Genomic DNA, 19,942 nt, shown 5'->3' with positions numbered 1-19,942 from the left:
GTACTCATTTAGATACGTCAATAGTAAATCTATATCAATAACTATCCTTCAAAAGTGTTGTTTGCTTTTATTCTGAAAGTTTTTTATTACCAGTCCTGACTAAAGAAAGGCCATGGTAATGTTTAATGTTTATCCAAATTTGTAATTGCACTTAATAATTGCTATTGAAAACGTACATCATATACATTGTCTTTCTAATGTAGCCAAAATTTTCTCTTTAGGATAGTTTCATTCTATACCTCCAAACCTCTTTAAAAATTAGCAGCAATTCTATGTCAGTATTTTTTAATCGTTATTTAAAATTAAGGAAAATATAGAAATATAATTATAAATTTATATTATGTCATGTTTATTCAAACAACAAGATGTTTCGATTTATTATGATCATTCTTATGAAACAATAATTTATTTTTTTAGAAATAAAAGTATAAAAAGCCAATTAAGAAAGAAGATAATAATTAATGAGTTGAATATGAATTCTAAGCTAGTTTCTTTGAGGAGTTAAATAGATGGAACTACTAGAAAAAGATACGATAACTTTATGGACTCGAGCAAGAGCAACTATCCCAATTTATGTAAAGTATAGTTTTTTTGTGAAAAAAGTTATCAAGATGCCGTACTAGGACACCTTGAGTATTTAAATAGAATCGTGCAGTGAAGCTATTGGTCTGTGAGACGAAAGGAAAAACTGGTCATACAGTGACCTGGGAAGAATATGAAGAATACTTTCTTTCAATAAATGCAAATCCACTCATCTATATTCATAGAGATCCTGATTACTTAAGTTGGAATACAGCACCAATTTATGTCAATAAATAATGATGAAGGCTGAAGAAGTCAATCCCGATATTCTATTAAAAAATAGAGGAATCTATGAAAAAACTTTTTTCCATGAAACTCAAACAATCAAAGTGACTAAAGAGCAATTTTTAGCTCTCAATCAACGACTCTTTCCTGAAAAAAACCAATTAAAAGTTTACGAATGGAATACATCCTTCTCCAATCATTATAATCGTGCACATGATTGTTTCGGTGCCTATCTATGGAGTATTTATGATGAAAAAAGGCACCGTTTTACAGTTATCAGTATACTTTTGGAAACTTAGTAAAAGGAGACAAATAGATGGAACTATTAGAAAAAGAAACACTAGCATGTTGGGATTGGAGTGGTGAAAATATACCAATTTATGTTAATTATGCCTTCTTTATTGAAAATAATAATCAAGGCATTCACAGTCACCAACAAGCCATTCTAGGATATCTAGAATTTTCGAATCGAATTGTACAATGTAATCATTGGGCATTCGACCAAAGAGAAAAAACTGGGAAGCCTACAAGCATAGAACAATTTAACGAATATTTTTGTTCAATTAAAGCTAACCCACTCATCTATATCAAGCGAGATCCTGATTACTTAGGTTGGGAAACATACCCAATTTATGTAAATAAAAAAATGATGAAGGCAGAAGAAATCAAACCCGATAGTCTATTTAAAAATAGAGGAGCCTATGAAAAAGCCTTTTTCCATGAAACTCAAACAACTACAGTGAGTAAAGAACAATTTTTAGTGCTTAATCAACGGTTCTTTCCTGAAAGAGAGCATTTAAAAATCTACGAGTGGGATACATCCTTCTCCAATCGCTTTAATCGTGCGCGTGATTGTTACGGTGCCTATCTATGGAGTATTTACGATGAAAAAAGAAAACGATTTACAGTTATCAGTGTATTTTTGAATCCTTAGTAATGAACCCGTATTTGAAAAAATGCTTTTTCTTCACTTATTTACATATGCAACTGAGAGTCATCACATGACTTTCAGTTGCATATTATTATACTTGATCAATTGTGTCATTCAATCAGCTATTGAAATTCCGATCACTGTAAATTTATGTTGCGCTTTGTCATAAATCGTCCATAAAAATCCATCATATAATTCTCTTCCAAAAGAAAAGTAATTTGACCATTCGCTGTTCCATTCATACACCGTTAGCGTTTTTTTATTAGGAAACAACCAATCATTAAGTTGTATAAAGTGGTCTTTTTTACCACCATAGCTGTACGGAGGATGAAGAAAAAGAAAGGTATACATAGATTGATAACCACCTGCACTTTTGTTGTCTATTGATATTAACTCCTCGATCGTTGAGAGTTTCCCATACATTAAGTCTGGATTCACGGCATATCTATACTGGAGTTGATTGCCATATCTAGGTAAACAATCAAAATAAAGTAATTCAGTATAGTAAATTCCCGGAACATCCCTTTTTTCATTCATCACTTTAATAAATTCAAGTGCTACTTTTCGATGACTAGAGCGCCCTTTATACTCGCTCTCCTCGAAAAAAACATAATCTATCAAAAGACCCTGCACTGGAATGTTTCTCTTGTGGGCATTTTGTTTAAACTCGAATATTTCTTTTCTCAATAATCTCATGGTCGACCTCCTTCTTTCTCAAGTTCCTAAAACTGTGAACTTCTTACTTTCTTCATCGTAAACTGTCCATAAGTAAGCAGCTCCACTCATCTTCTTTATGTAAGAAAAATAATCTGACCAAGTATTGTTCCATTGATAAATAATCAGTTTGGCTCTATTTTCAAAGATATGATTGTTCAATTGAATAAAATCTTTCTCCTCTCCTTTATAAGATGAAGATAATTTAAAGAAAGCAGTGGCATAATCGGAAGTATATTTCTTGTCCGAATCATAGGCTGTAGAAAAGAAAACATTCCCTTCGATTATAAACCCTTGCATCAGTAGTTGATTGATGGAATAAGTTTTTCTCAGATTGACAGGGAAATTTACTCTATCCGTATACTCAATTTTTGTATGTCCTCTCTTTTGATTGATTGCTGTCACAAAGGCAAGTGCTGCTTTTTTGTGACTTTCTTCCCCTTTGTAATTTTCTTCATGGAAGAAGCCGTAAGTAAGTACGAGCTCTTTCATACAGATATTTTTTTCAACCATAGTCAGTACAAATCGATCTGTTTCCTTTTCCAAAAATTTCATCTTTCCCTCCTCTAGAAATGTTGTATGTACTCGATAGTATTTTTCACGTAGTATTCAGTACCTCATCGAAGCACCTATCACTGTAAATTTTTCAGTTTCCCTCTCATAAATCGTTCATAAATAAGCCCCTACTCCTCTCTCCCTATTGAAAAATAGTTTGACCAATCATTATTCCATTGGTAGATTATTAGGTTCTCTTGTACAGGAAATAGATACTCATTGGCTTTTAAAAAAATCTCTTCTCGCTGAGGTTTATATATCTGTGAGAGTATGGAATAAGCATAGGAAGATTCATATTTACCATTCTCACATTTAGTAGAGAAAAAGGCAGGAGGCAATACTGATTTCGCATACATCAACTCTGGGTTCACTGCATAAGGATAAGCCAAAGACTTAATAAAAATAGGTAAATCATCAAAACAATGTAATTCTGTTGAATGAACACATGAGTACCCTACTCTTTTTTTGTTCATCACCTTTATAAATTCAATCGCTGCTTGTTGATGACTCTCCACATTTCGGTAATTCTTCTCTTTAAAGTAAACAAAGTCTAAATTTAAACGTCTTGTAAATAATGCTTTCTCCTCTAATTTTTGGCTCAATACTTCTGTTTCCTGTAGTAAAAACTCCATATTATATTTTTCTCCTAATCTCATAAAATGCTTGCATTGATCACCGTAAACTTATTTCTTTTAGAATCATAGATCGTCCATATAAAAGCTCCTCTATGCTGTCTGCCATAATGAAAATAATCTGACCAAGTATTATTCCACTCATAAATAATCAGTTGCTCTTTATCTGGAAAAAGAATATCGTTCATTTGAATAAAATGGTCTACTTTTCCGAGATAGTATGAAGACATCTGGAAGAATGCATAAGCATAATTTGAAAGAAACGGTTGTTTAGGTTTCCGAGAAATTGAGAAAAAAACCTCGTGACTTAAACGTCGAGCGGTCATGAGCGTAGGATTTATTGTATATTCTTGTATTCGGTTATCTAAATGTTCCTGCTTATTCCAAGTAATCATAGGATATCTTTTTTTCTGGTTCGCAAACTTAACAAGCTGAATTGCTGCTTGTTGATGACTGCTATCTTCCTCGTAATCTTTCTCATGAAAGAATAGAAAAAGAATCGGGATATTATTCTCCATCATAGTCAAAGGGAATCGATACGTCTCTCCATCTAATAATTTCAAATTGATTTTTCCTTTCTTTTATGTGATGTTTTCTTTTCTATTATGTAGTCAATAAAGCACCAAGCACTGAAAATTGAGTCAAAATCCGATGAATGAAATTTCTCTGCATACATTTCATAATGATCAGTTTTCGGTTTCCCTATGTTTTTATTACCCAATTATTTACTTTTACTAAATGATTCAATTGTTTAACCTAATTATAGGTTTGTTATCCTCTTACCCCTGTTCTGCTAAAAAAATCTCGATGATCGTAAAGATTTGGGTTCTAGGATCATAAACACTCCAAAGATAGGCGCCCCAGCCCACACGCGTATAATTGAAATAATTTTTAAGTTCTAAATTTTATTCATAGCCTAAATAAATATCAATGACTGTAAATCTCTTTGTATTCGTATCGTAAATACTCCATAAATAGGCACCGATGCATACTCTAGGATAGTTGAAGTAATTTGTAAACTCTGAATTCCATGAATAGATGATTAATTTGTCTTTTAAAGGAAAGAACCGTTGATTTACCAGATTAAAGTCTGTCTTAGATAACTTTGTACCATGAAATTCATCAAAAAAAGCTTCCTCATATACCCCGCCATCCATAAAAAATTCCTCCGAAGTTAGTTCAATGCCTTCTATCATCTCTTCATTGACTTCAATGGGGTAGCCATCTAAGTTTAACGTAGTAGGATCAATTGCTGTGTATATAATTGAATCAGAATTTAGTCCAAGAAATTTCGCTACATACATTTCATGGGTAACAGATTTTCCAGCTTCTTTGCGTTTTTTTGATGACCAAAGATTTGTTCTTATTATGCGACTTGTATAATTTAAGTAAGCCAAAATTGCCTCTTTATGGGTGACCTTTCCTTGGTAATCACTTTCCTTAAAGAATGTATAACCAACGTAATGCGGAAAAAGTACATCCCCTTTTTTTCTTAATTCTAACGTTTCTTTTACCAATAATTCCATGTCTTTTCCTCCTCGAAGTTTAAAAGTCTTAATTAAACTCAATCTGTCATAGAAGACCCTATGACCGTCAACTTATTCGATGCAGTATCGTAAATCGTCCAAAGAAAGGCATCCATCCATTCTCTCCCGGCAGAGAAGTAATTCGACCAATTGTTATTCCAAGCATAAATGATCAACGCACTTTTCTTAGGGAATAATAATTTATTCAAGGAAATAAAATCTTCTTCCTTCCCACTATATGAATATGGTGGGAAAAGAAATGTTTGTGCATACCAATTTAAATAGCTTCCAGAAGCTGTTTTTTCAACAGAAAAGAAAACATCTGACTTTATCCGTTTTCCATACATTAACTCTGGATTTACAGCATAACTCAATCTAATTGGGCTACATACTATGGGTAAGTGATCGAAATAATGCAAATCTGTATATAAAAGCCCTTGAATATTTCTTTTTTCATTCATTACTTTGATAAATTCAAGGGCGGCTTTACGATGACTGGAGTATCCACGATAACCTGTTTCTTCAAAAAATACATAATCGAGTAAAAGTCCATTGATTGGAAATTTTCTTAAATAGAGTTTTTGTTTAAATTGATACGTATCTTCTTTTAATAACTTCATTCTGTCCTCCTCATTCAACTCAATGTTGATGCCCCACATACCGTAAATCTTTTTCTTGTTGGATTATAAATCGTCCAAAGGTACGCTCCTTTTCGGGAATGTTTTCCATAAGCGAAATAATCTGACCACGTGTTGTTCCATTGATAAATGACTAATGTTTCCTTCTCAGAAAACAAGTAATTATTCAGTTCAATGAAATCTTTCTTACTTCCTCTATAAAAAAAGGAATTTTAAAAAAAACGTAGGCATAAACTGAAATATAATGACCTTCTAAGTCGCTGTGTGTAGAAAAAAAGTATCGACTGGAATTCTTGCTGCATCCATTAAATTTAAGTTTATGGAATAGATTACTGAAATATTGACTGGAAATTCAAGTTTATTCGTATACTCAATTTGATCATGCCCTCGTCTCTGATTGATGAACGTAACAAATGCCAAAGCTGCTTTTCTATGGCTTTCGTATTCTTGATGTTTTTTTTCTTGGAAGAATGCATAGTTGATTGCTAAATCTTTCATCCAGATATTTTTTTCAACCATAGTCAGAACAAATCGATCTGTTTCCTTTTCCAAAAATTTCATCTTTACCTCCTTTAGAAATGTTGTATGTACTTAACTATTATTCATATACTTTTTATAAAGATTTATTTTATCCCTAAATTACCAGACTTTTACTTAAAATTCATATTGATCTTTCGAACCTCTAAAAAATCAAATCGACAATCTGAAAACTAATTTATATTCGTTATTTTATGTAAATCAAAATAGCGGTAAGATCATTATAAATTTATATTATAGCATGATAAATAAATCGACAAGTTCTTTTGTTTAAACCATGTTGTTTTTTTATTACCTTATACCTACGAAACAAACATTTATTTTTAAGAAATAAAAGCAAAAATAAGCACATAAAAAAAGCACAAAATAATTGATGAAATCATTGTGAATGATAAGTTGATTTGTTAGGTAAATAATATGGAAATGTTGAAATCGGCATCGATCTATGAAGTATGTATAATAAAAAAAAGCACTGATTGACAGTAATCAGTATACTTTTAGAACCATAGAGATAAGTACGTTTTTAAGGAAATAGCATGCGTTTGAAACCAGTAAAAAAGGAAACACAAAAAGACTCTTCTAGAAGTAAATCCTTCTAGAAAAGCCATAAAAAAATCTTTGATGACAAGTTATTCCTGTGTGATCGATTATTCATAGTGAGTCCATGCAGAGTAAATCTCAACAATTTTTTCTTTGTCATTTATTTTATACACCACTCGATGTTGGCGATTCAATCTTCTTGAATACCTTCCTTCATGAGTTGGCTTTAGCTTTTCAAATGCTTGTTTAGGGCAATAAGGATCAGTTTTTAATGTTTCGATAATAGCAAGAAATTGATTTTTTAAATTAGAGCTCTTTAGCTTTTTTAAAATCTGTTTCAGCTGAGTTTTTAACTACTACCTCATAACTCCCCATCAAAGGTCATCCCAATCAATATCGTCTACATTTATAAATCCCGTATCGTCTTGTTCTCTTTTCTTTACGATGTCAAGTGTACCAATTTGTTCCAAAAATAGCGTTTCTTTGATTGCTCGCCAATCTTCTAAACCAATCAAGACCGCGTTATTCTCATTACGCTCACTAATAATCTCGATTTCTGTATGATTTTCATTCACTTCTTTTAACAATTGATAAAATTTTTTTCGTGCAGTACTCGGATTTAAAGTAGTATTAGACATTTTCCTTCTCCTTTTTGCATTTATTACCTATATTTTGACGTACTCAATTAAGTAAATCAATTATAAAACTATTCTTATAGCAAGCAAAATAAATTAACATCACAAAAAGACTCTTCTAGAACTAAATACTTCTAGAAAAGCCTTTTTAACAAAACATCAACGATCATTTACTCAAAAATTGTTCAATCTTTTCACGGTTCATTTGTTTATCTAATACGAGGATACTACCCGCATAATCACTTTGACCATAGCTCCAAGTATTATCAGCTGGGACGCTTAAACGGTCGATTCCGCCAGCACCACGTAAGATAGAGAAACTATTTCTGACTAAAAAAGTCATCGGTACATCGGTGGATGTATAACCGATTGCTTTTCCGGCAGCATATGGCGCGCGGATCAAGTTCAATGGATTTTTTAGTTGTCCAAAAATCGCATCCATTACTTGTTGCTGTCTGCGGACGCGACCGAAGTCGCCTTCTTCATCCATCCGGAAACGCGCATATTGCAACAGCACATGACCGTCCATCCGTTGTTTGCCTTTAGCGATATCAACACCGTCTAGATTCAAGTCTTTTTCAGCATCGATCGACACGCCATTCATGAACATGGCATCAATCACTTTTTCGAATGATTTGAAATCGACTTTCATGTAGTATTGACAGTTCAGCCCAAAGTTTTCTAACAAGGTTTGTCGGACTAACTCAGCGCCACCATAAGCATAAGCTGCATTGATTTTATTATCTCCGACCCCAGGGATCGTCACGAAGCTATCCCGCATGAATGAGATCAATTTGGGTTTACGTGCAGGTCCATCTAATTGCAGAACCATGATCGTATCTGCTCGTCCCGCATCTTCACCCCTTGTATCGCTTCCTAAAATCAAAATATTGTGTGCGCCGCTTGTTGATTGGGTGCCATTGAATGTTTCTGAAGTCGCTGGTTCCAGTGACTGATCATTTTCAGCCACGAACTTGCCGACGAAAAATGAAATCAGTGAAAAGACAAACAAGACTAGTAAAATTCCTAAAATGATTTTCCACCAAGACCGCTTCTTACGTGGATCTTTGGGCTGTTTCTTTTTAAAGAGTCCTTTTTTCTGGGGTGGTTGTTCTGAATGAACGTGTTCTTCGTAAGGCGTTGAGTATCGAGAATCACTTGGACGTTCTTCATAAGTTTGTTCGTAAGAAGGGATTGCTTCCTCTTCAGGCTCTGCCTGTTTCTTACTTGCGCGTCGCCAAGATAGCGGCGATGACTTTTCTTTGATTGGTTTTGCTTTTTTATGGATGTTCTGATAGCGATCCATCCGACTCATTTGATTTCCTCCCTTTGTTCAACTCAGTAAAATCATACGATACTTCTTAATGAAAAACAGTAAGATCGTTGTAAATTTAACTAAAAGCTAACGAATCCTTTGATATCACTCGTTTCATCCCTTTGAAACGAGTAAAGGTTGGATCTCTTCAATCGGCATGGTCTCGCCTGTCCAAAGCTCAAAGGCAATTGCTCCTTGGTACATCAGCATCCCTAGCCCATTTCGTGTGAGACAACCGATTGCTTTGGCTTCTTTTAGAAAGCGTGTTTCTTTAGGGGAATAAATCAAATCAAAAACTGCGAGTTTCTTATGGAGAAACTGAGGATCAATTGGCATCAACTCTTTTTTTGCGCCCATGCCCATATCGGTACCATTGATCAAAAGGTCCGTATCTTCTAGATCTTTTTTCAACTGCTCAGTATCTGCATAATCTTTGACGATGATGGAACAGTTGGTTTGTTCCGCAACTCTCTCAAAATCCGCAACGACACTCGCAAAAGTAGCATTCCTCCGTTTATAGATGACGATTTCTTTTGCTTGATCTAACGCCGCTTGAACAACGATTGCTTTCGCTGCGCCACCTGCACCTAGCATGATTATTTTTTTGTTTTTGATTGCGACACCCGCTTCGTGTACTGAACGCATGAAGCCCATGCCATCCGTATTATAGCCGATCAAGCGGTTGTCTCGATGAACGATTGTATTAACAGCACCTATCAACTGCGCTTCTTGACTTAATTCATCTAAATAAGGAATAACTGCTGTTTTGTTAGGCATGGAAAGATTGACACCTAACATATTGAATGTACGAATGCTTTCAACCGCCTGCATAAGATTCGACTGATCGACTGTGAATGCCAAGTAAACAGCATCGATCGAACGAGCTTGAAAGGCTGTATTATGCATCAATGGAGATAAACTATGGGTAACGGGAGATGCAAAAATCCCTGCTAATCTTGTTTTTCCTGAAATCATGGAACGCCTCCTATAATACGCTAAAAATGCCGCGTCCATTCGTAGAACCTACGAAGGAACAAGCGGCATCAATCATTTTTCTGATATGAATCGTATTGATTTTGATTGTTATTATACCTGCTATCACAAGTATAAATTGAAGGAAACAAACTTGTCAAACGGAGATAGCGTTCTCGAATGACTAATCGATGACTTCTTCGAAGAAGTGTAAGAGATCGTTCATGGATAATGCTTGTTTTTCTTCTTTCGCTAAGTCTTTGACGATCCGGCCTTTTTGTAAGACGATCAAGCGATTCCCATAGTTCAAAGCATCTTCCATACGGTGCGTGATCATCAAGCATGTTAACTTTTGCTCTGTGATGCGTTGGTTGGTCAATTCCATCAGCAGCTTGGCTGTCTTAGGATCTAGTGCTGCGGTATGTTCATCCAATAAAAGTAATTCTGGCGCTTTGATCGTTGCCATCAATAAACTTAAGGCTTGTCGTTGCCCCCCTGACAATTCGCCAGCAGGTGTATCTAAATGTTGCTCTAATCCATTGCCTACTTCTTGGCATATTTTATAGAACGCTTCTTTTTGGTTTTTCAATTGACGCAAACGAAGCGTCCGTTTTTCACCTCGTTTTTGGGCTAACAATAGATTTTCTGCCACGGTCATCCGTGGTGCAGTCCCCATTTTTGGGTCTTGGAATACGCGTGATAGAAATAAAGCTCGTGCTTCTTCTGATAACTTAGTGATTGGCTGGTCTTTGAAATAAACCCCACCTTGACTTAATTGTAATGTTCCGGCAATCGTATTGAACAAAGTACTTTTGCCCGCCCCATTACCGCCAAGAACAGTGATAAAATCTCCTTCATTGATGGTCAATTGGATATCATCCAATAATACTTTTTCTTCGTGCATCCCATTGTTGACTACTTTTCTACCATTTTTGATCGTTAAGATAGCTGTCATCGTTAGACCTCCTTTTCAAAGCCAGTTTTTAATTTCAATGCTTGTTTTACTTGTGGGATCATCAGGCAAGCCGCTAAGATGATCGCTGAGAATAATTTCAGATAAGTCGTATCAAAACCTAATTTGATAACAGCTAAAATCAATAGTTGATAGATGATGCTTCCGACAACGATTGCTAGTAAACGCTCGATCAATGTCAACTCTTGGAAAATGACTTCCCCGATGATGATTGAAGCTAGTCCGATCACGATCACGCCGATTCCTTTATTGACATCCGCATAGCCATCGTTTTGAGCGATCAATGCGCCTGATAAAGCAATTACTCCGTTAGATAAAGTCAAACCTAAGATTTTCATGCGGTCGGTTTTGATTCCTAATGAACGTGCCATTGTCTCATTATCCCCAGTGGCAATATAGCCTTGCCCTAAATCTGTATTGAAGAAGAAGATCAATACGCTGATCAATAAGCCCAGCGATAATAATCCTAATAAGACAGTGTCAAAATAATTCGGTAAATGTAGTGCGTGGAACACATCTTGTAAGACTGGATGATTCAACAATGAAAGGTTGGGTGTGCGCATCACGAACAAGATAACTGAGTTTAAACCTGACATTACTAAGATACCGGCTAAGATGACTGGAATCTTTCCTTTTGTATAAAGTAAGCCTGTAACAAGTCCAGCTGCCATTCCGGCCAAAACCCCTAGAATCGTTGCCAATAATGGACTAACGCCATGCGTGATCGCTGTTACACAGACAGCCCCACCAAGCGGGAATGAACCTTCTGTTGTCATATCAGGGAAATCTAAAATGCGGTAAGTCATAAAAATCCCTAAACCTAATATGGCCCATAACATACCTTGTGAAATTGCGGATACGATCATTGTTCTTCCTCCTTGATCTCTGTCAGTACTTTTGCATCTTGTTTGATGGATTCAGGAATCGTGATTCCTAACAGTTCTGCTTGTTTTTCATTGACGATGATATCGCCTTTATCAAACACATAGACAGGGGTGGTGGCTGGTTCTTTCCCATTTGCTAAAGCGGCTGCCATTTTACCTGTTTGTACACCTAATTCGTATTGATTGATCCCGATTGTCGCTAATCCGCCTTGTTCGACCATCGTATCGACAGAAGGAATTACTGGGATATCTGCTTTATTTGCTTCTTTGATGACCGTTTGCATCGCATTAGCAATCGTGTTATCTAAAGGAACATAGATAAAATCAACTGATTGGCTCATGACTTGGACGGTTTGTGCAATTTCATTCGTTGAAGGGACGGCATACTTCACTGGTGTTAGTCCTTTGGCTTTTGCCGCTTCTTCTGCTTGACTGACTTGATAACGTGAATTGTCTTCTGATGATGCATAAAGAATCCCGACCGTTTTTGCTTTTGGTAATAGTTCTGTCGCTAACTGGATCTGCGCTTCCACAGGCGGTTGGTCAGAAACTCCTGTGATGTTGCCCCCTGGTACTTCTAAACTTTTTACTAGCCCTGCCCCTACAGGATCAGTCACTGCGCCCAAGACAAGTGGGATATCTTTTGTGGTGTTTGCGATGGCTTGTGCTGCTGGTGTCGCAATGCCTACGAGAACGTCTGGATTATTTTGAACCAATTGTTGACTCATGGTTGCTAACTTACTTTGGTCGGCTTGACCATTTTGGAAATTGATTTCTAGGTTTCGTCCTTCTTCCAAACCTGACTCTTTTAATCCATCTTTGATCCCTCGATAGATTTCATCTAACGCAGGGTGACTAACGAACTGTAAGACCCCAACAACTTTCTTATCACCTGTTCGATTTCCTTCAACAGGTGGCTGATCCTTGATCGTTTCGTAGATAAATGTACCGGTCAAATAGATAAGTATCAGTGCGATTACTGCGATCAATCGTTTATTTTTCATTTTTATTTCCCCTTTTTGTTATGTATTTTTTTAAATAAATCGGCTACGTTCGTAACTTTGAGCGAATGAACAAAAAAAGACAATCACCGCTGGTACGGTCATTGTCTTTTACCAACAAAAAACCGCATAGAGCCATCTATGCGGTCGTCAAATTCTTGTCCAGCATAGATACAAACTTTAGAATCGTACATTGTTGTACTCTAAAAAGTTGTATCTACGAAAAAGTTCGCCCTTGATACAACTTATCTACGCCAGTTACGCCAATTATTTTTATGTTCTGATAAAAATTGAATTGATAAGTTCATCTTGGACCATCCTTTCCTTTAAGTGTTATCCTAAGTCTAATCGAATTTTATTTATCCGTCAACTAATTTTTTATTTTTTTGACTTTTTGTTATTTATCACTAAGTATTTCGCTACAATTACTCCAAGGTACTCTCTGTTGTTTCTTCCGCTTGTTCGCCGTTTGCTAATTCTTTTTCAAGTTGTTTGATTTTGATCAGTGGCAATCGATTCAATGCAGGAACCAAGGTTTTCTCAAGTTCCTCTTTACTTTGGTCAGAAAGGACTAAGCGATTTCTCTCTTTTCCGCCATCAAAGAAAATAATAGTGATTTTATCTTTTTCGATCCCATAACGTTGTTCTAATTCTTGGGTATCATAAACGAGTGGATAGAAGAAAATCGTTCGATTCAATTCACTACTTTGTTGCGGATCTTCAAATATATCCACCACTTGCTTGTAAAGTTCACCCTTCGGCAGACTAAACATGACAGAGATGGCTCGACTATCAGTGATCTCTTGATGCGCGGAAGAAAATGGCAAAGGCTGTAACTTTTCGGAGTGTATCGAGGAATAGATCAATGAATCCACCTGTGCTTCTTTGATTTTACTCGGCAAGAAAAACATCGCGACCGTCAACAAAAATGAACAGCTCAAAAGAAGACCGATCCGTCTGAAATATTTTTGAGGATGTTGCTCAAAATCCTTTGATAAATTCGTGTAGCTCATTATGATTTTATCCTTTATATCTACCATTAATCGCTGCATCTTCTTTTCCCCCACCTGTTCTTTCTCTAATTATACCTAAAATCAAGCGAAAGAACGAAATAAAACACTAGTTTTTCATGTAATTTCTTTCTTTATTCCCTCTTTTACAGAAGAAATCATCCGGTCCATTGGTCTTTCCTTTCTTTTTTCGTTATAATAAGTGTACTTATGAATAGAAATGAGGAATGAATCATGTCCTTTGATGGTGTATTTACCCATGCAATGATCCATGAATTGCGCGAAACACTATTATCTGGTCGGGTCTCAAAGATCCACCAACCGTATGAAAATGAAATCATTTTGGTGATTCGTTCTCGTGGAAAGAACCACCGATTGTTGTTATCTGCTCATCCAAGCTATGCCCGTGTCCAGATCACAGAGATCGATTATCAAAATCCAGAAAATCCACCGAACTTCGTGATGATGTTGCGTAAACATTTAGATGGTGCGATTTTAGAAAATATCAAGCAAATCAAAAATGACCGAGTGATCCACTTCCATTTTTCAAAGCGGGATGAACTAGGCGACTTACAAAATATTGTTTTGATCGTTGAATTGATGGGACGACACAGTACCATCGTTTTAGTGAATCAACAAACACAAAAGATCCTAGACGCGATCAAACATATCGGCAGCTCACAAAACACGTATCGTTCGTTACTCCCTGGTGTCGAATATGTCGCACCACCTGAACAAGCGGTACTTGATCCTTTTGAAGCAACAAAAGAACAAGTATTTGAACGCCTATCAAAAATCGAGCCAAATGCAAAAGCACTACAACAAGCATTTCAAGGATTAGGTCACGACACTGCATTAGAATTAGTCGAACGGATCAATCAGCGACCGAATGAAAAAATGGCTGTCTGGGAAGAATTCTTTACTGCGATCAATCAACCTACACCCACACACTATGAAGTCGGCACAAAAGAATACTTTACGCCGATCGCTTATCAAGAATTGGCAAAACAAGCCGATTCAGCACAAGAATACGCCACATTAAGCGCGTTGTTAGATGCGTTTTACCAGGAAAAAGCGGAAAAAGATCGAGCAAAACAACAAGGCGGCGAACTGATCCGTAAAATCGAAAATGAACTGAAACGTAATCGCAATAAATTGAAAAAGCGCGAGCAGACCTTGCTTGATTCAGAAAATGCGGAAGAGTTTCGTCGTGATGGCGAACTATTGACGACTTTCATGACTCAAGTTCCTCGTGGCGCGACTGAAGTGACCTTGGCGAATTATTATGAAGAGAATCAACCAATCCGGATTGCTCTTGATCCCGCCTTAACACCTAATCAGAATGCGCAAAAGTACTTTCATCGCTACCAAAAACTTAAAAATGCGGTCAAATTGATCGGGAAACAAATCGAAGAAGCGAAAAGCGAGATCCAGTACCTTGAATCTGTCCTTTCGCAATTGGAGATTGCTGGACCGATGGATATCGAAGTGATCAAAGAAGAGCTATTATCAGAGGGCTACTTGAAAAAGAAAACAAACAAAAAACAAAGGAAAGCAAAACCTTCTCAACCTGATCGCTACTTCTCTTCTGACGGCACTGAGATTTTAGTTGGTAAAAACAATCTGCAAAATGATCAATTAACCATGAAAACTGCAAGAAAAACGGATCACTGGTTGCACGCGCAAAACATTCCAGGGTCTCACGTGATCATCAAGAGTGATCAGCCTTCTGATGAAACCATTACGGAAGCTGCTGAACTAGCTGCGTATTACTCCAAATATCGCCACTCTGCACAAGTGCCTGTGGATCTAGTGCAAGTCAAACATATTCGCAAACCGAATGGCGCTAAACCAGGATATGTGATTTACGAAAACCAAAAAACGATCATTGTGACGCCAGAAGAAGAAAAAATCCAAGCAATGACGAAAGATTGATTTTGCTAAAAAAACCGACGTCAAGAAGTCATGACTTCTGACGATCGGTTTTTTTGTGTGTTTAAAACTATCTTCAATTAAAATTGGTAGCCTGTCGCAATGATTTCTTTTGTGCCAGTTGTACGGTCAAAGGCTTCTAAGACAAATCCTGAACCATAATCGACACGATAGGTACCAGCACCAATTTTATGTCCTGCCACATTTGCATCGACTTTCTTCCAGTTATTACGAGTTTCTGTGATATAGCGATACCAATAACTATCTGACAGCACTTGGCGGTCGCCAACTACCATTCCAAGTCCATATGTATGGATGCGCCCAGCAGCATCTTTTTTGTATGGGATATCTGCTCGGATGCGTTCTTGCAAATCAACCGTTCCTGTTGCTTCACCCGTATAAAATACCCAATTGACTTCGACTGTATGTCCCGGTCGAACATTGATGGCTTGACCAGGAACAGTCCAGCCTTTTTGTGTCTCCCGTGTATGCGAAGTGGTTGTACTAAAATTGTAACTTAATTCAAGACCCATACTTGCCGAGCCAAACATTGGTACACTGATTTCAGTACTCGCTGATGTAGAAATACCTGCAGAATGTGTGGTTGATGTCGTAATCGAATCTATATAAGTTTCGGTATAAGAAGGTGTGGTAAACGTTTGATCTTGATTTGTTTGATTATGAAAAACACTTGTATTCACAGTTTTTGACGTTTGTTTCGTTCCCATATCACTATTGACTCCTACTGAATAGGATTGACTGGACACATTTTTTGGATTGTATTCATTGCCAGTGAGTCTTTCATTCACACCAATATCTCCCCATTGATACATTTGGTAGGATAAAGCATAGGCCATCGTACTCATGCGATCGATCGTGCTTTGATTGACCGATTTCAAATACCCTTCTCCGATTTGTGGAAGCGAATCATCCGCACAAGCAACAGACTCCCCTTTAAATAGTCCTACACTCGTCGCTCCCAGTACTCCTAACATTAATTTAATTACTTTTTTCATTTTGCTGATCCCCTTTATCATTATTGATAAACCGATGATGAAATCGTTACCGATCGTTTTATTAATGATATTATGTACTTTACTGCAACAATACAGTCAGACTTGAAAGAACAAAAAAATAAGCCTGAAATCAACATTCACTGATTTCACGACTTATCTTTTGCTTTACCTTCTTTTCCAATGAAAGGATTGATTCGATTTTAAACGTTCACTTCACCTGTTTCATCACCTGTTGGATACTTGTGATAAACTTCTTGGCGATATCACTTAATGGCTGCTTTCCAGAATAAATGACATATAACTCATTCATCGGACTATCCGCTAAAGGAATCAAGCGTAAATATTCTTTGATCTCCCCGATCACGATGCCAGAGCCTGAAGCATAGGCATCTGTTTCTAACACAATGTTCATCAACGTGCCACGGTCACTCGTATAGATCACCGATTCTTGTTCAGGGATCTCAATTAGATCTTCATAAAAGTAAGGAAAATTATTGCCATCTTGTGTAAACCGAACTTGTGGAAATGCTGCTAACTCTTCTACCTTTATTTCTTCTTGCTGGGCAAGTGGATGGCGCTGTCTAAGAAAGATATGGGTCTTAAATGTTCCTAAAGACTGCGCGACTAATTCCCCTTGTTCTAAGTAACGCTTGATCCCAGTGCGATTATGGTCATTCATATAAAGGATACCTAACTCGCTTTGCTGCTGTTGGACTTCTTCGATCACGTTTGCTGTTGTCGTTTCCATGATCCGAAACTGCTTCACTTCTGCTTTAAACGTCTCGATCAGTTGCGCAGTCAATGGTCCTAGAAAATCATAGTGTTGTGAAGCAATCGAAAAGCTTTCTCGCTTTTCACTTTTTTGGTAATAGTTTTCCAAAGAATCTAATTGTACTAAAATCCGTTCCGCCCGTTTTAAAAAGGCTTGACCATCTTCTGTTAGATAGGCACCTCGATTCGTGCGGGTAAATAAAGTGATACTTAATTCATTTTCCAATTCTTTGATCGCTGCAGAAAGGCTTGGTTGAGAAACAAACAATTTTTTTGCTGCTTCTCGAAAACTTCCATTATTCGCTACCGCAGTGACATATTTCAATTGTTGGATGTTCATTTCGTCCCCTTGTAATAATAAATTTTTCGTTCCTTTAGTGGTTGTAATGGACGATTATTTGGTTGCGCATATTGTCCTTTGAATGGGATCAAAAAATCACGGTTCAATTGACCGACTTGATCCATGACGAACCATTGGATCGGCCCACTCGTTGGCGGAGTGGTCAATGAGCCAACGTAATGATAATGACTTTTCTGCTCAGGGAAAAAGACAGAGGCATCGGTCCAATGCTCATGGGCATCGAGATCCCATTTGTCGCCATTTTGGCGATCGTACAACCAACCCTCATCATTTGATAGATGGTACATCGCACCAACCACTAAGTTTTCTTGTCGTTCGTTCGTATGGACAAAGTGAAACTCGATATCTTCTTGTTTCCCATTGATGACGTGTTCTGACGGCATATGAAAATGGATGTCGGTCAAATAGTATTTGTCTTCATTGAAAAGAACGTAACTGATTTGATCGTATGGCACAAGATGGATCGTGTTCTTGAACTCCTTATCCGTGAAGCGTTGCTTCTGATAATGAAAAGACAGTGTTTCTTTCGTGTCACTGCTTTCTTCACATGTAACTAGAGAAATGGGCGATTGCCACTCAAATTCGGCTCCTTTTGCAAACCAATCGCACAATCCTGCCCAATGTTCCGGTCCTCTTTCACCAGAATAACCCCACTCAACATCCATATTCTTCTTCAACTAAAATTCCTCCTGAATCAGTTACCTACAAGGCACTTCGACTATTCTTTTTCTTTTTTGACAATGTTTGAAACAGCTGCTAAGAAATCCTCTTTTCCATAGAATTCTTGATTGAGCAACTCCGGAAAGATCTCCTTGAAAAAATATTGGACGGAAGGTCGATGGTCGAAGCCTTTGATCGTTGTGACTGCCTCAATAAACATCTCTTTATAGACTTTCTCCGGATTATTTTTACTGATCTCATCAAATGATTCGTACAACAAATCGATTTTATCTGAAACTGCTAATAATTCGCCTTCGACCGTATCGTCTTTTCCTTCGAACAAGCGGCGACGATAGACGTCTTGTAACGCTTCGGGAATTTCTTGATTGATGAACTCATCCGTCATTTTTTCTTCGACAGTCTGTAGCATCCCCCGCAACTCTTTACTTGCATATTTTACTGGAGTTTTGATGTCGCCGATAAAACGTTCAGTGTAATCATGGTTCAAAGCTTTTTCATACAAGAGTTTCCAATCGATTGATTGCCCATGGAGTTCTTCAATATCACCTAAGACTTGCGCAATTGAAGCCACACGATAGGAATGAGCCGCAACAGTATGTTCAGTGTGTTTGAAGAAACCTGGCGCCCGTGTGATTCTTTCTAAGTTATTTAGTCCTAAAATAAATTCATTCAATCCCATAAAGATTCCTCCTCCTTGAGATGACTTTTCCGATAATCTTATCATTAAATAACTTGAATTCGCAAATTTTCAGCTTATTATCTTTAGAGGTTTTCATTTATAAAAGAATAGTTTTTACTATGTATCATCAGGATTTAGCTATTCCACAAATAGAAAAAGGGCTGAAACAACAAATGTTTTCCGCCCATTTTTCAACTTAATCCGTCACCCAGTTCTCAGGATCTTTTTTCCATTCTTTTAGTAAAGCTAATTCTGTTTCGTCGATGGTTTTATTTTCTAAAGCAAATTCGATCAGCACAGAATAATTCGTCAAAGTAACCAATGGTAGACCCGCTGCTTCAAAGTTAGCTTTTCCTTTTGGCAACTCGTAAGTAAAGATAGCTGCGACACCTAAAACATCCGCACCTTCTCGTTTCGCTGCTTCAGCGGCTTCTAGTACACTTCCACCTGTTGAGATCAAATCTTCAATGACCACCATTTTTTGTCCTTCGAAGATCCGTCCTTCGATTTGGTTCCCTTTGCCATGAGCTTTCGCTTTGCTGCGAATATAGACCATTGGTAAGTCTAAGATCTCAGCTACCCATGCTGCATGAGGGATTCCTGCAGTTGCCGTTCCAGCAATCACTTCGACTTCTGGAAATTCTTGCTTGATTTTTTCAGCTAATCCTTGAGCGATTTCTTTTCTTACTTTTGGATAACTCATCGTGATGCGATTGTCACAATAGATGGGGCTTTTGATGCCACTTGCCCAAGTAAATGGTTGGTTTGGGCTTAAGAAAACAGCTTCGATTTCTAAAAGGTCTTTGGCAATAGTTTGTTCGATATTCATAGA

General features: G+C 37.1%; 21 protein-coding genes and 1 pseudogene. 2 read left to right on the top strand and 20 right to left on the bottom strand.

What is annotated here, in order from left to right; genetic code table 11:
* The first annotated feature begins 1,123 nt into the window (after positions 1-1,123).
* The gene (locus IGJ95_RS06940) at positions 1,124-1,741 is read left to right on the top strand and encodes a hypothetical protein (RefSeq protein WP_153829844.1); all 618 of its coding nucleotides are present in this window, start codon (positions 1,124-1,126) and stop codon (positions 1,739-1,741) included.
* 111 nt (positions 1,742-1,852) lie between these two features.
* Here the strand turns inward: IGJ95_RS06940 and IGJ95_RS06935 are convergent, their stop codons facing one another.
* The 15 genes and pseudogenes from IGJ95_RS06935 to IGJ95_RS06865 all read right to left on the bottom strand — a co-directional run bounded on the left by IGJ95_RS06935 (position 1,853) and on the right by IGJ95_RS06865 (position 13,712).
* A complete protein-coding gene (locus IGJ95_RS06935; RefSeq protein WP_438761611.1) occupies positions 1,853-2,434 on the bottom strand; it encodes a hypothetical protein in 582 nt (193 codons plus the stop codon).
* An 18-nt stretch (positions 2,435-2,452) separates the two neighbouring features.
* The gene (locus tag IGJ95_RS06930; RefSeq protein ID WP_153829846.1) at positions 2,453-3,007 is read right to left on the bottom strand and encodes a hypothetical protein; all 555 of its coding nucleotides are present in this window, start codon (positions 3,005-3,007) and stop codon (positions 2,453-2,455) included.
* Between the two features lie 128 nt (positions 3,008-3,135).
* Complete coding sequence (locus IGJ95_RS06925; RefSeq protein ID WP_010735490.1) at positions 3,136-3,639, bottom strand: hypothetical protein; 504 nt, start codon at positions 3,637-3,639, stop codon at positions 3,136-3,138.
* A 20-nt stretch (positions 3,640-3,659) separates the two neighbouring features.
* Positions 3,660-4,202: a hypothetical protein gene (locus IGJ95_RS06920; protein WP_023519642.1), complete on the bottom strand. Its 543-nt coding sequence runs from the start codon at positions 4,200-4,202 to the stop codon at positions 3,660-3,662.
* 342 nt (positions 4,203-4,544) lie between these two features.
* A complete protein-coding gene (locus IGJ95_RS06915) occupies positions 4,545-5,165 on the bottom strand; it encodes a hypothetical protein (protein WP_438761609.1) in 621 nt (206 codons plus the stop codon).
* A gap of 38 nt (positions 5,166-5,203) precedes the next feature.
* Positions 5,204-5,785, bottom strand: a complete 582-nt coding sequence (locus tag IGJ95_RS06910; RefSeq protein ID WP_153829849.1) for a hypothetical protein — start codon at positions 5,783-5,785, stop codon at positions 5,204-5,206.
* A gap of 270 nt (positions 5,786-6,055) precedes the next feature.
* Complete coding sequence (locus tag IGJ95_RS06905; RefSeq protein WP_224434721.1) at positions 6,056-6,364, bottom strand: hypothetical protein; 309 nt, start codon at positions 6,362-6,364, stop codon at positions 6,056-6,058.
* Positions 6,365-6,987: 623 nt separating this feature from the next.
* A pseudogene (locus IGJ95_RS06900) lies at positions 6,988-7,255 on the bottom strand (Txe/YoeB family addiction module toxin).
* Positions 7,255-7,518 (bottom strand): type II toxin-antitoxin system Phd/YefM family antitoxin, encoded by a 264-nt coding sequence (locus IGJ95_RS06895; RefSeq protein WP_010735497.1) that lies wholly within the window; start codon positions 7,516-7,518, stop codon positions 7,255-7,257. Before IGJ95_RS06895 ends, IGJ95_RS06900 begins: the two are co-directional and overlap by 1 nt.
* 163 nt (positions 7,519-7,681) lie before the next feature.
* Complete coding sequence (locus IGJ95_RS06890) at positions 7,682-8,830, bottom strand: LCP family protein (RefSeq protein ID WP_153829850.1); 1,149 nt, start codon at positions 8,828-8,830, stop codon at positions 7,682-7,684.
* Between the two features lie 114 nt (positions 8,831-8,944).
* On the bottom strand, positions 8,945-9,805 hold the full coding sequence (locus tag IGJ95_RS06885) for a shikimate dehydrogenase (protein WP_153829851.1): 861 nt from the start codon (positions 9,803-9,805) through the stop codon (positions 8,945-8,947).
* Between the two features lie 181 nt (positions 9,806-9,986).
* Complete coding sequence (locus tag IGJ95_RS06880; RefSeq protein WP_153829852.1) at positions 9,987-10,757, bottom strand: ABC transporter ATP-binding protein; 771 nt, start codon at positions 10,755-10,757, stop codon at positions 9,987-9,989.
* Between the two features lie 2 nt (positions 10,758-10,759).
* Positions 10,760-11,641 carry an ABC transporter permease gene (locus IGJ95_RS06875; protein WP_019722826.1) on the bottom strand — a complete coding sequence of 294 codons (882 nt, stop codon included), beginning with the start codon at positions 11,639-11,641 and terminating at the stop codon, positions 10,760-10,762.
* Positions 11,638-12,663 (bottom strand): tryptophan ABC transporter substrate-binding protein, encoded by a 1,026-nt coding sequence (trpX, locus tag IGJ95_RS06870; protein ID WP_153829853.1) that lies wholly within the window; start codon positions 12,661-12,663, stop codon positions 11,638-11,640. The genes IGJ95_RS06875 and trpX overlap by 4 nt, the downstream gene beginning before the upstream one ends.
* Before the next feature lie 422 nt (positions 12,664-13,085).
* Positions 13,086-13,712, bottom strand: a complete 627-nt coding sequence (locus tag IGJ95_RS06865; protein WP_153829854.1) for a hypothetical protein — start codon at positions 13,710-13,712, stop codon at positions 13,086-13,088.
* A gap of 192 nt (positions 13,713-13,904) precedes the next feature.
* On the opposite strand from IGJ95_RS06865, the gene efbA reads away from it, so the two are divergent.
* On the top strand, positions 13,905-15,605 hold the full coding sequence (efbA, locus tag IGJ95_RS06860; RefSeq protein WP_438761605.1) for a fibronectin-binding protein EfbA: 1,701 nt from the start codon (positions 13,905-13,907) through the stop codon (positions 15,603-15,605).
* 77 nt (positions 15,606-15,682) lie between these two features.
* Here efbA and IGJ95_RS06855 read toward each other — a convergent pair whose 3' ends face one another.
* The 5 genes from IGJ95_RS06855 to pyrE form a co-directional block, all read right to left on the bottom strand.
* Entirely contained in the window at positions 15,683-16,618 is a 936-nt protein-coding gene (locus IGJ95_RS06855) for an ETX/MTX2 family pore-forming toxin (RefSeq protein ID WP_153829856.1), read from the bottom strand.
* A gap of 208 nt (positions 16,619-16,826) precedes the next feature.
* Complete coding sequence (locus IGJ95_RS06850) at positions 16,827-17,729, bottom strand: LysR family transcriptional regulator (RefSeq protein WP_010735506.1); 903 nt, start codon at positions 17,727-17,729, stop codon at positions 16,827-16,829.
* Positions 17,726-18,427: a carbonic anhydrase family protein gene (locus IGJ95_RS06845; RefSeq protein WP_010735507.1), complete on the bottom strand. Its 702-nt coding sequence runs from the start codon at positions 18,425-18,427 to the stop codon at positions 17,726-17,728. Before IGJ95_RS06845 ends, IGJ95_RS06850 begins: the two co-directional genes overlap by 4 nt.
* 41 nt (positions 18,428-18,468) lie before the next feature.
* The gene (locus IGJ95_RS06840) at positions 18,469-19,110 is read right to left on the bottom strand and encodes a YfbR-like 5'-deoxynucleotidase (RefSeq protein ID WP_010735508.1); all 642 of its coding nucleotides are present in this window, start codon (positions 19,108-19,110) and stop codon (positions 18,469-18,471) included.
* Between the two features lie 196 nt (positions 19,111-19,306).
* Positions 19,307-19,939, bottom strand: coding sequence for an orotate phosphoribosyltransferase (gene pyrE, locus IGJ95_RS06835; RefSeq protein WP_010735509.1), 633 nt, complete (start codon positions 19,937-19,939; stop codon positions 19,307-19,309).
* Positions 19,940-19,942 lie beyond the last annotated feature (3 nt).

The sequence above is a fragment of the Enterococcus sp. AZ156 genome (assembly GCF_051714165.1).
In the GTDB taxonomy this organism is placed as follows: domain Bacteria; phylum Bacillota; class Bacilli; order Lactobacillales; family Enterococcaceae; genus Enterococcus_B; species Enterococcus_B pernyi.
Note: the sequence above shows the minus strand (reverse complement) of the source record. Positions and strands in the feature narration are given on the sequence as shown.

Bases quoted from the DNA above. Each gene is read 5' to 3' on its own strand.
- pyrE (WP_010735509.1), bottom strand. From the start codon at position 19,939: ATGAATATCGAACAAACTATTGCCAAAGACCTTTTAGAAATCGAAGCT.
- IGJ95_RS06865 (WP_153829854.1), bottom strand. From the start codon at position 13,712: ATGCAGCGATTAATGGTAGATATAAAGGATAAAATCATAATGAGCTAC.
- IGJ95_RS06910 (WP_153829849.1), bottom strand. From the start codon at position 5,785: ATGAAGTTATTAAAAGAAGATACGTATCAATTTAAACAAAAACTCTAT.
- IGJ95_RS06890 (WP_153829850.1), bottom strand. From the start codon at position 8,830: ATGAGTCGGATGGATCGCTATCAGAACATCCATAAAAAAGCAAAACCA.
- IGJ95_RS06940 (WP_153829844.1), top strand. From the start codon at position 1,124: ATGGAACTATTAGAAAAAGAAACACTAGCATGTTGGGATTGGAGTGGT.
- IGJ95_RS06840 (WP_010735508.1), bottom strand. From the start codon at position 19,110: ATGGGATTGAATGAATTTATTTTAGGACTAAATAACTTAGAAAGAATC.
- IGJ95_RS06915 (WP_438761609.1), bottom strand. From the start codon at position 5,165: ATGGAATTATTGGTAAAAGAAACGTTAGAATTAAGAAAAAAAGGGGAT.
- trpX (WP_153829853.1), bottom strand. From the start codon at position 12,663: ATGAAAAATAAACGATTGATCGCAGTAATCGCACTGATACTTATCTAT.
- IGJ95_RS06905 (WP_224434721.1), bottom strand. From the start codon at position 6,364: ATGAAATTTTTGGAAAAGGAAACAGATCGATTTGTTCTGACTATGGTT.
- IGJ95_RS06935 (WP_438761611.1), bottom strand. From the start codon at position 2,434: ATGAGATTATTGAGAAAAGAAATATTCGAGTTTAAACAAAATGCCCAC.
- IGJ95_RS06930 (WP_153829846.1), bottom strand. From the start codon at position 3,007: ATGAAATTTTTGGAAAAGGAAACAGATCGATTTGTACTGACTATGGTT.
- IGJ95_RS06855 (WP_153829856.1), bottom strand. From the start codon at position 16,618: ATGAAAAAAGTAATTAAATTAATGTTAGGAGTACTGGGAGCGACGAGT.
- IGJ95_RS06850 (WP_010735506.1), bottom strand. From the start codon at position 17,729: ATGAACATCCAACAATTGAAATATGTCACTGCGGTAGCGAATAATGGA.
- IGJ95_RS06925 (WP_010735490.1), bottom strand. From the start codon at position 3,639: ATGGAGTTTTTACTACAGGAAACAGAAGTATTGAGCCAAAAATTAGAG.
- IGJ95_RS06885 (WP_153829851.1), bottom strand. From the start codon at position 9,805: ATGATTTCAGGAAAAACAAGATTAGCAGGGATTTTTGCATCTCCCGTT.
- IGJ95_RS06880 (WP_153829852.1), bottom strand. From the start codon at position 10,757: ATGACAGCTATCTTAACGATCAAAAATGGTAGAAAAGTAGTCAACAAT.
- efbA (WP_438761605.1), top strand. From the start codon at position 13,905: ATGTCCTTTGATGGTGTATTTACCCATGCAATGATCCATGAATTGCGC.
- IGJ95_RS06875 (WP_019722826.1), bottom strand. From the start codon at position 11,641: ATGATCGTATCCGCAATTTCACAAGGTATGTTATGGGCCATATTAGGT.
- IGJ95_RS06895 (WP_010735497.1), bottom strand. From the start codon at position 7,518: ATGTCTAATACTACTTTAAATCCGAGTACTGCACGAAAAAAATTTTAT.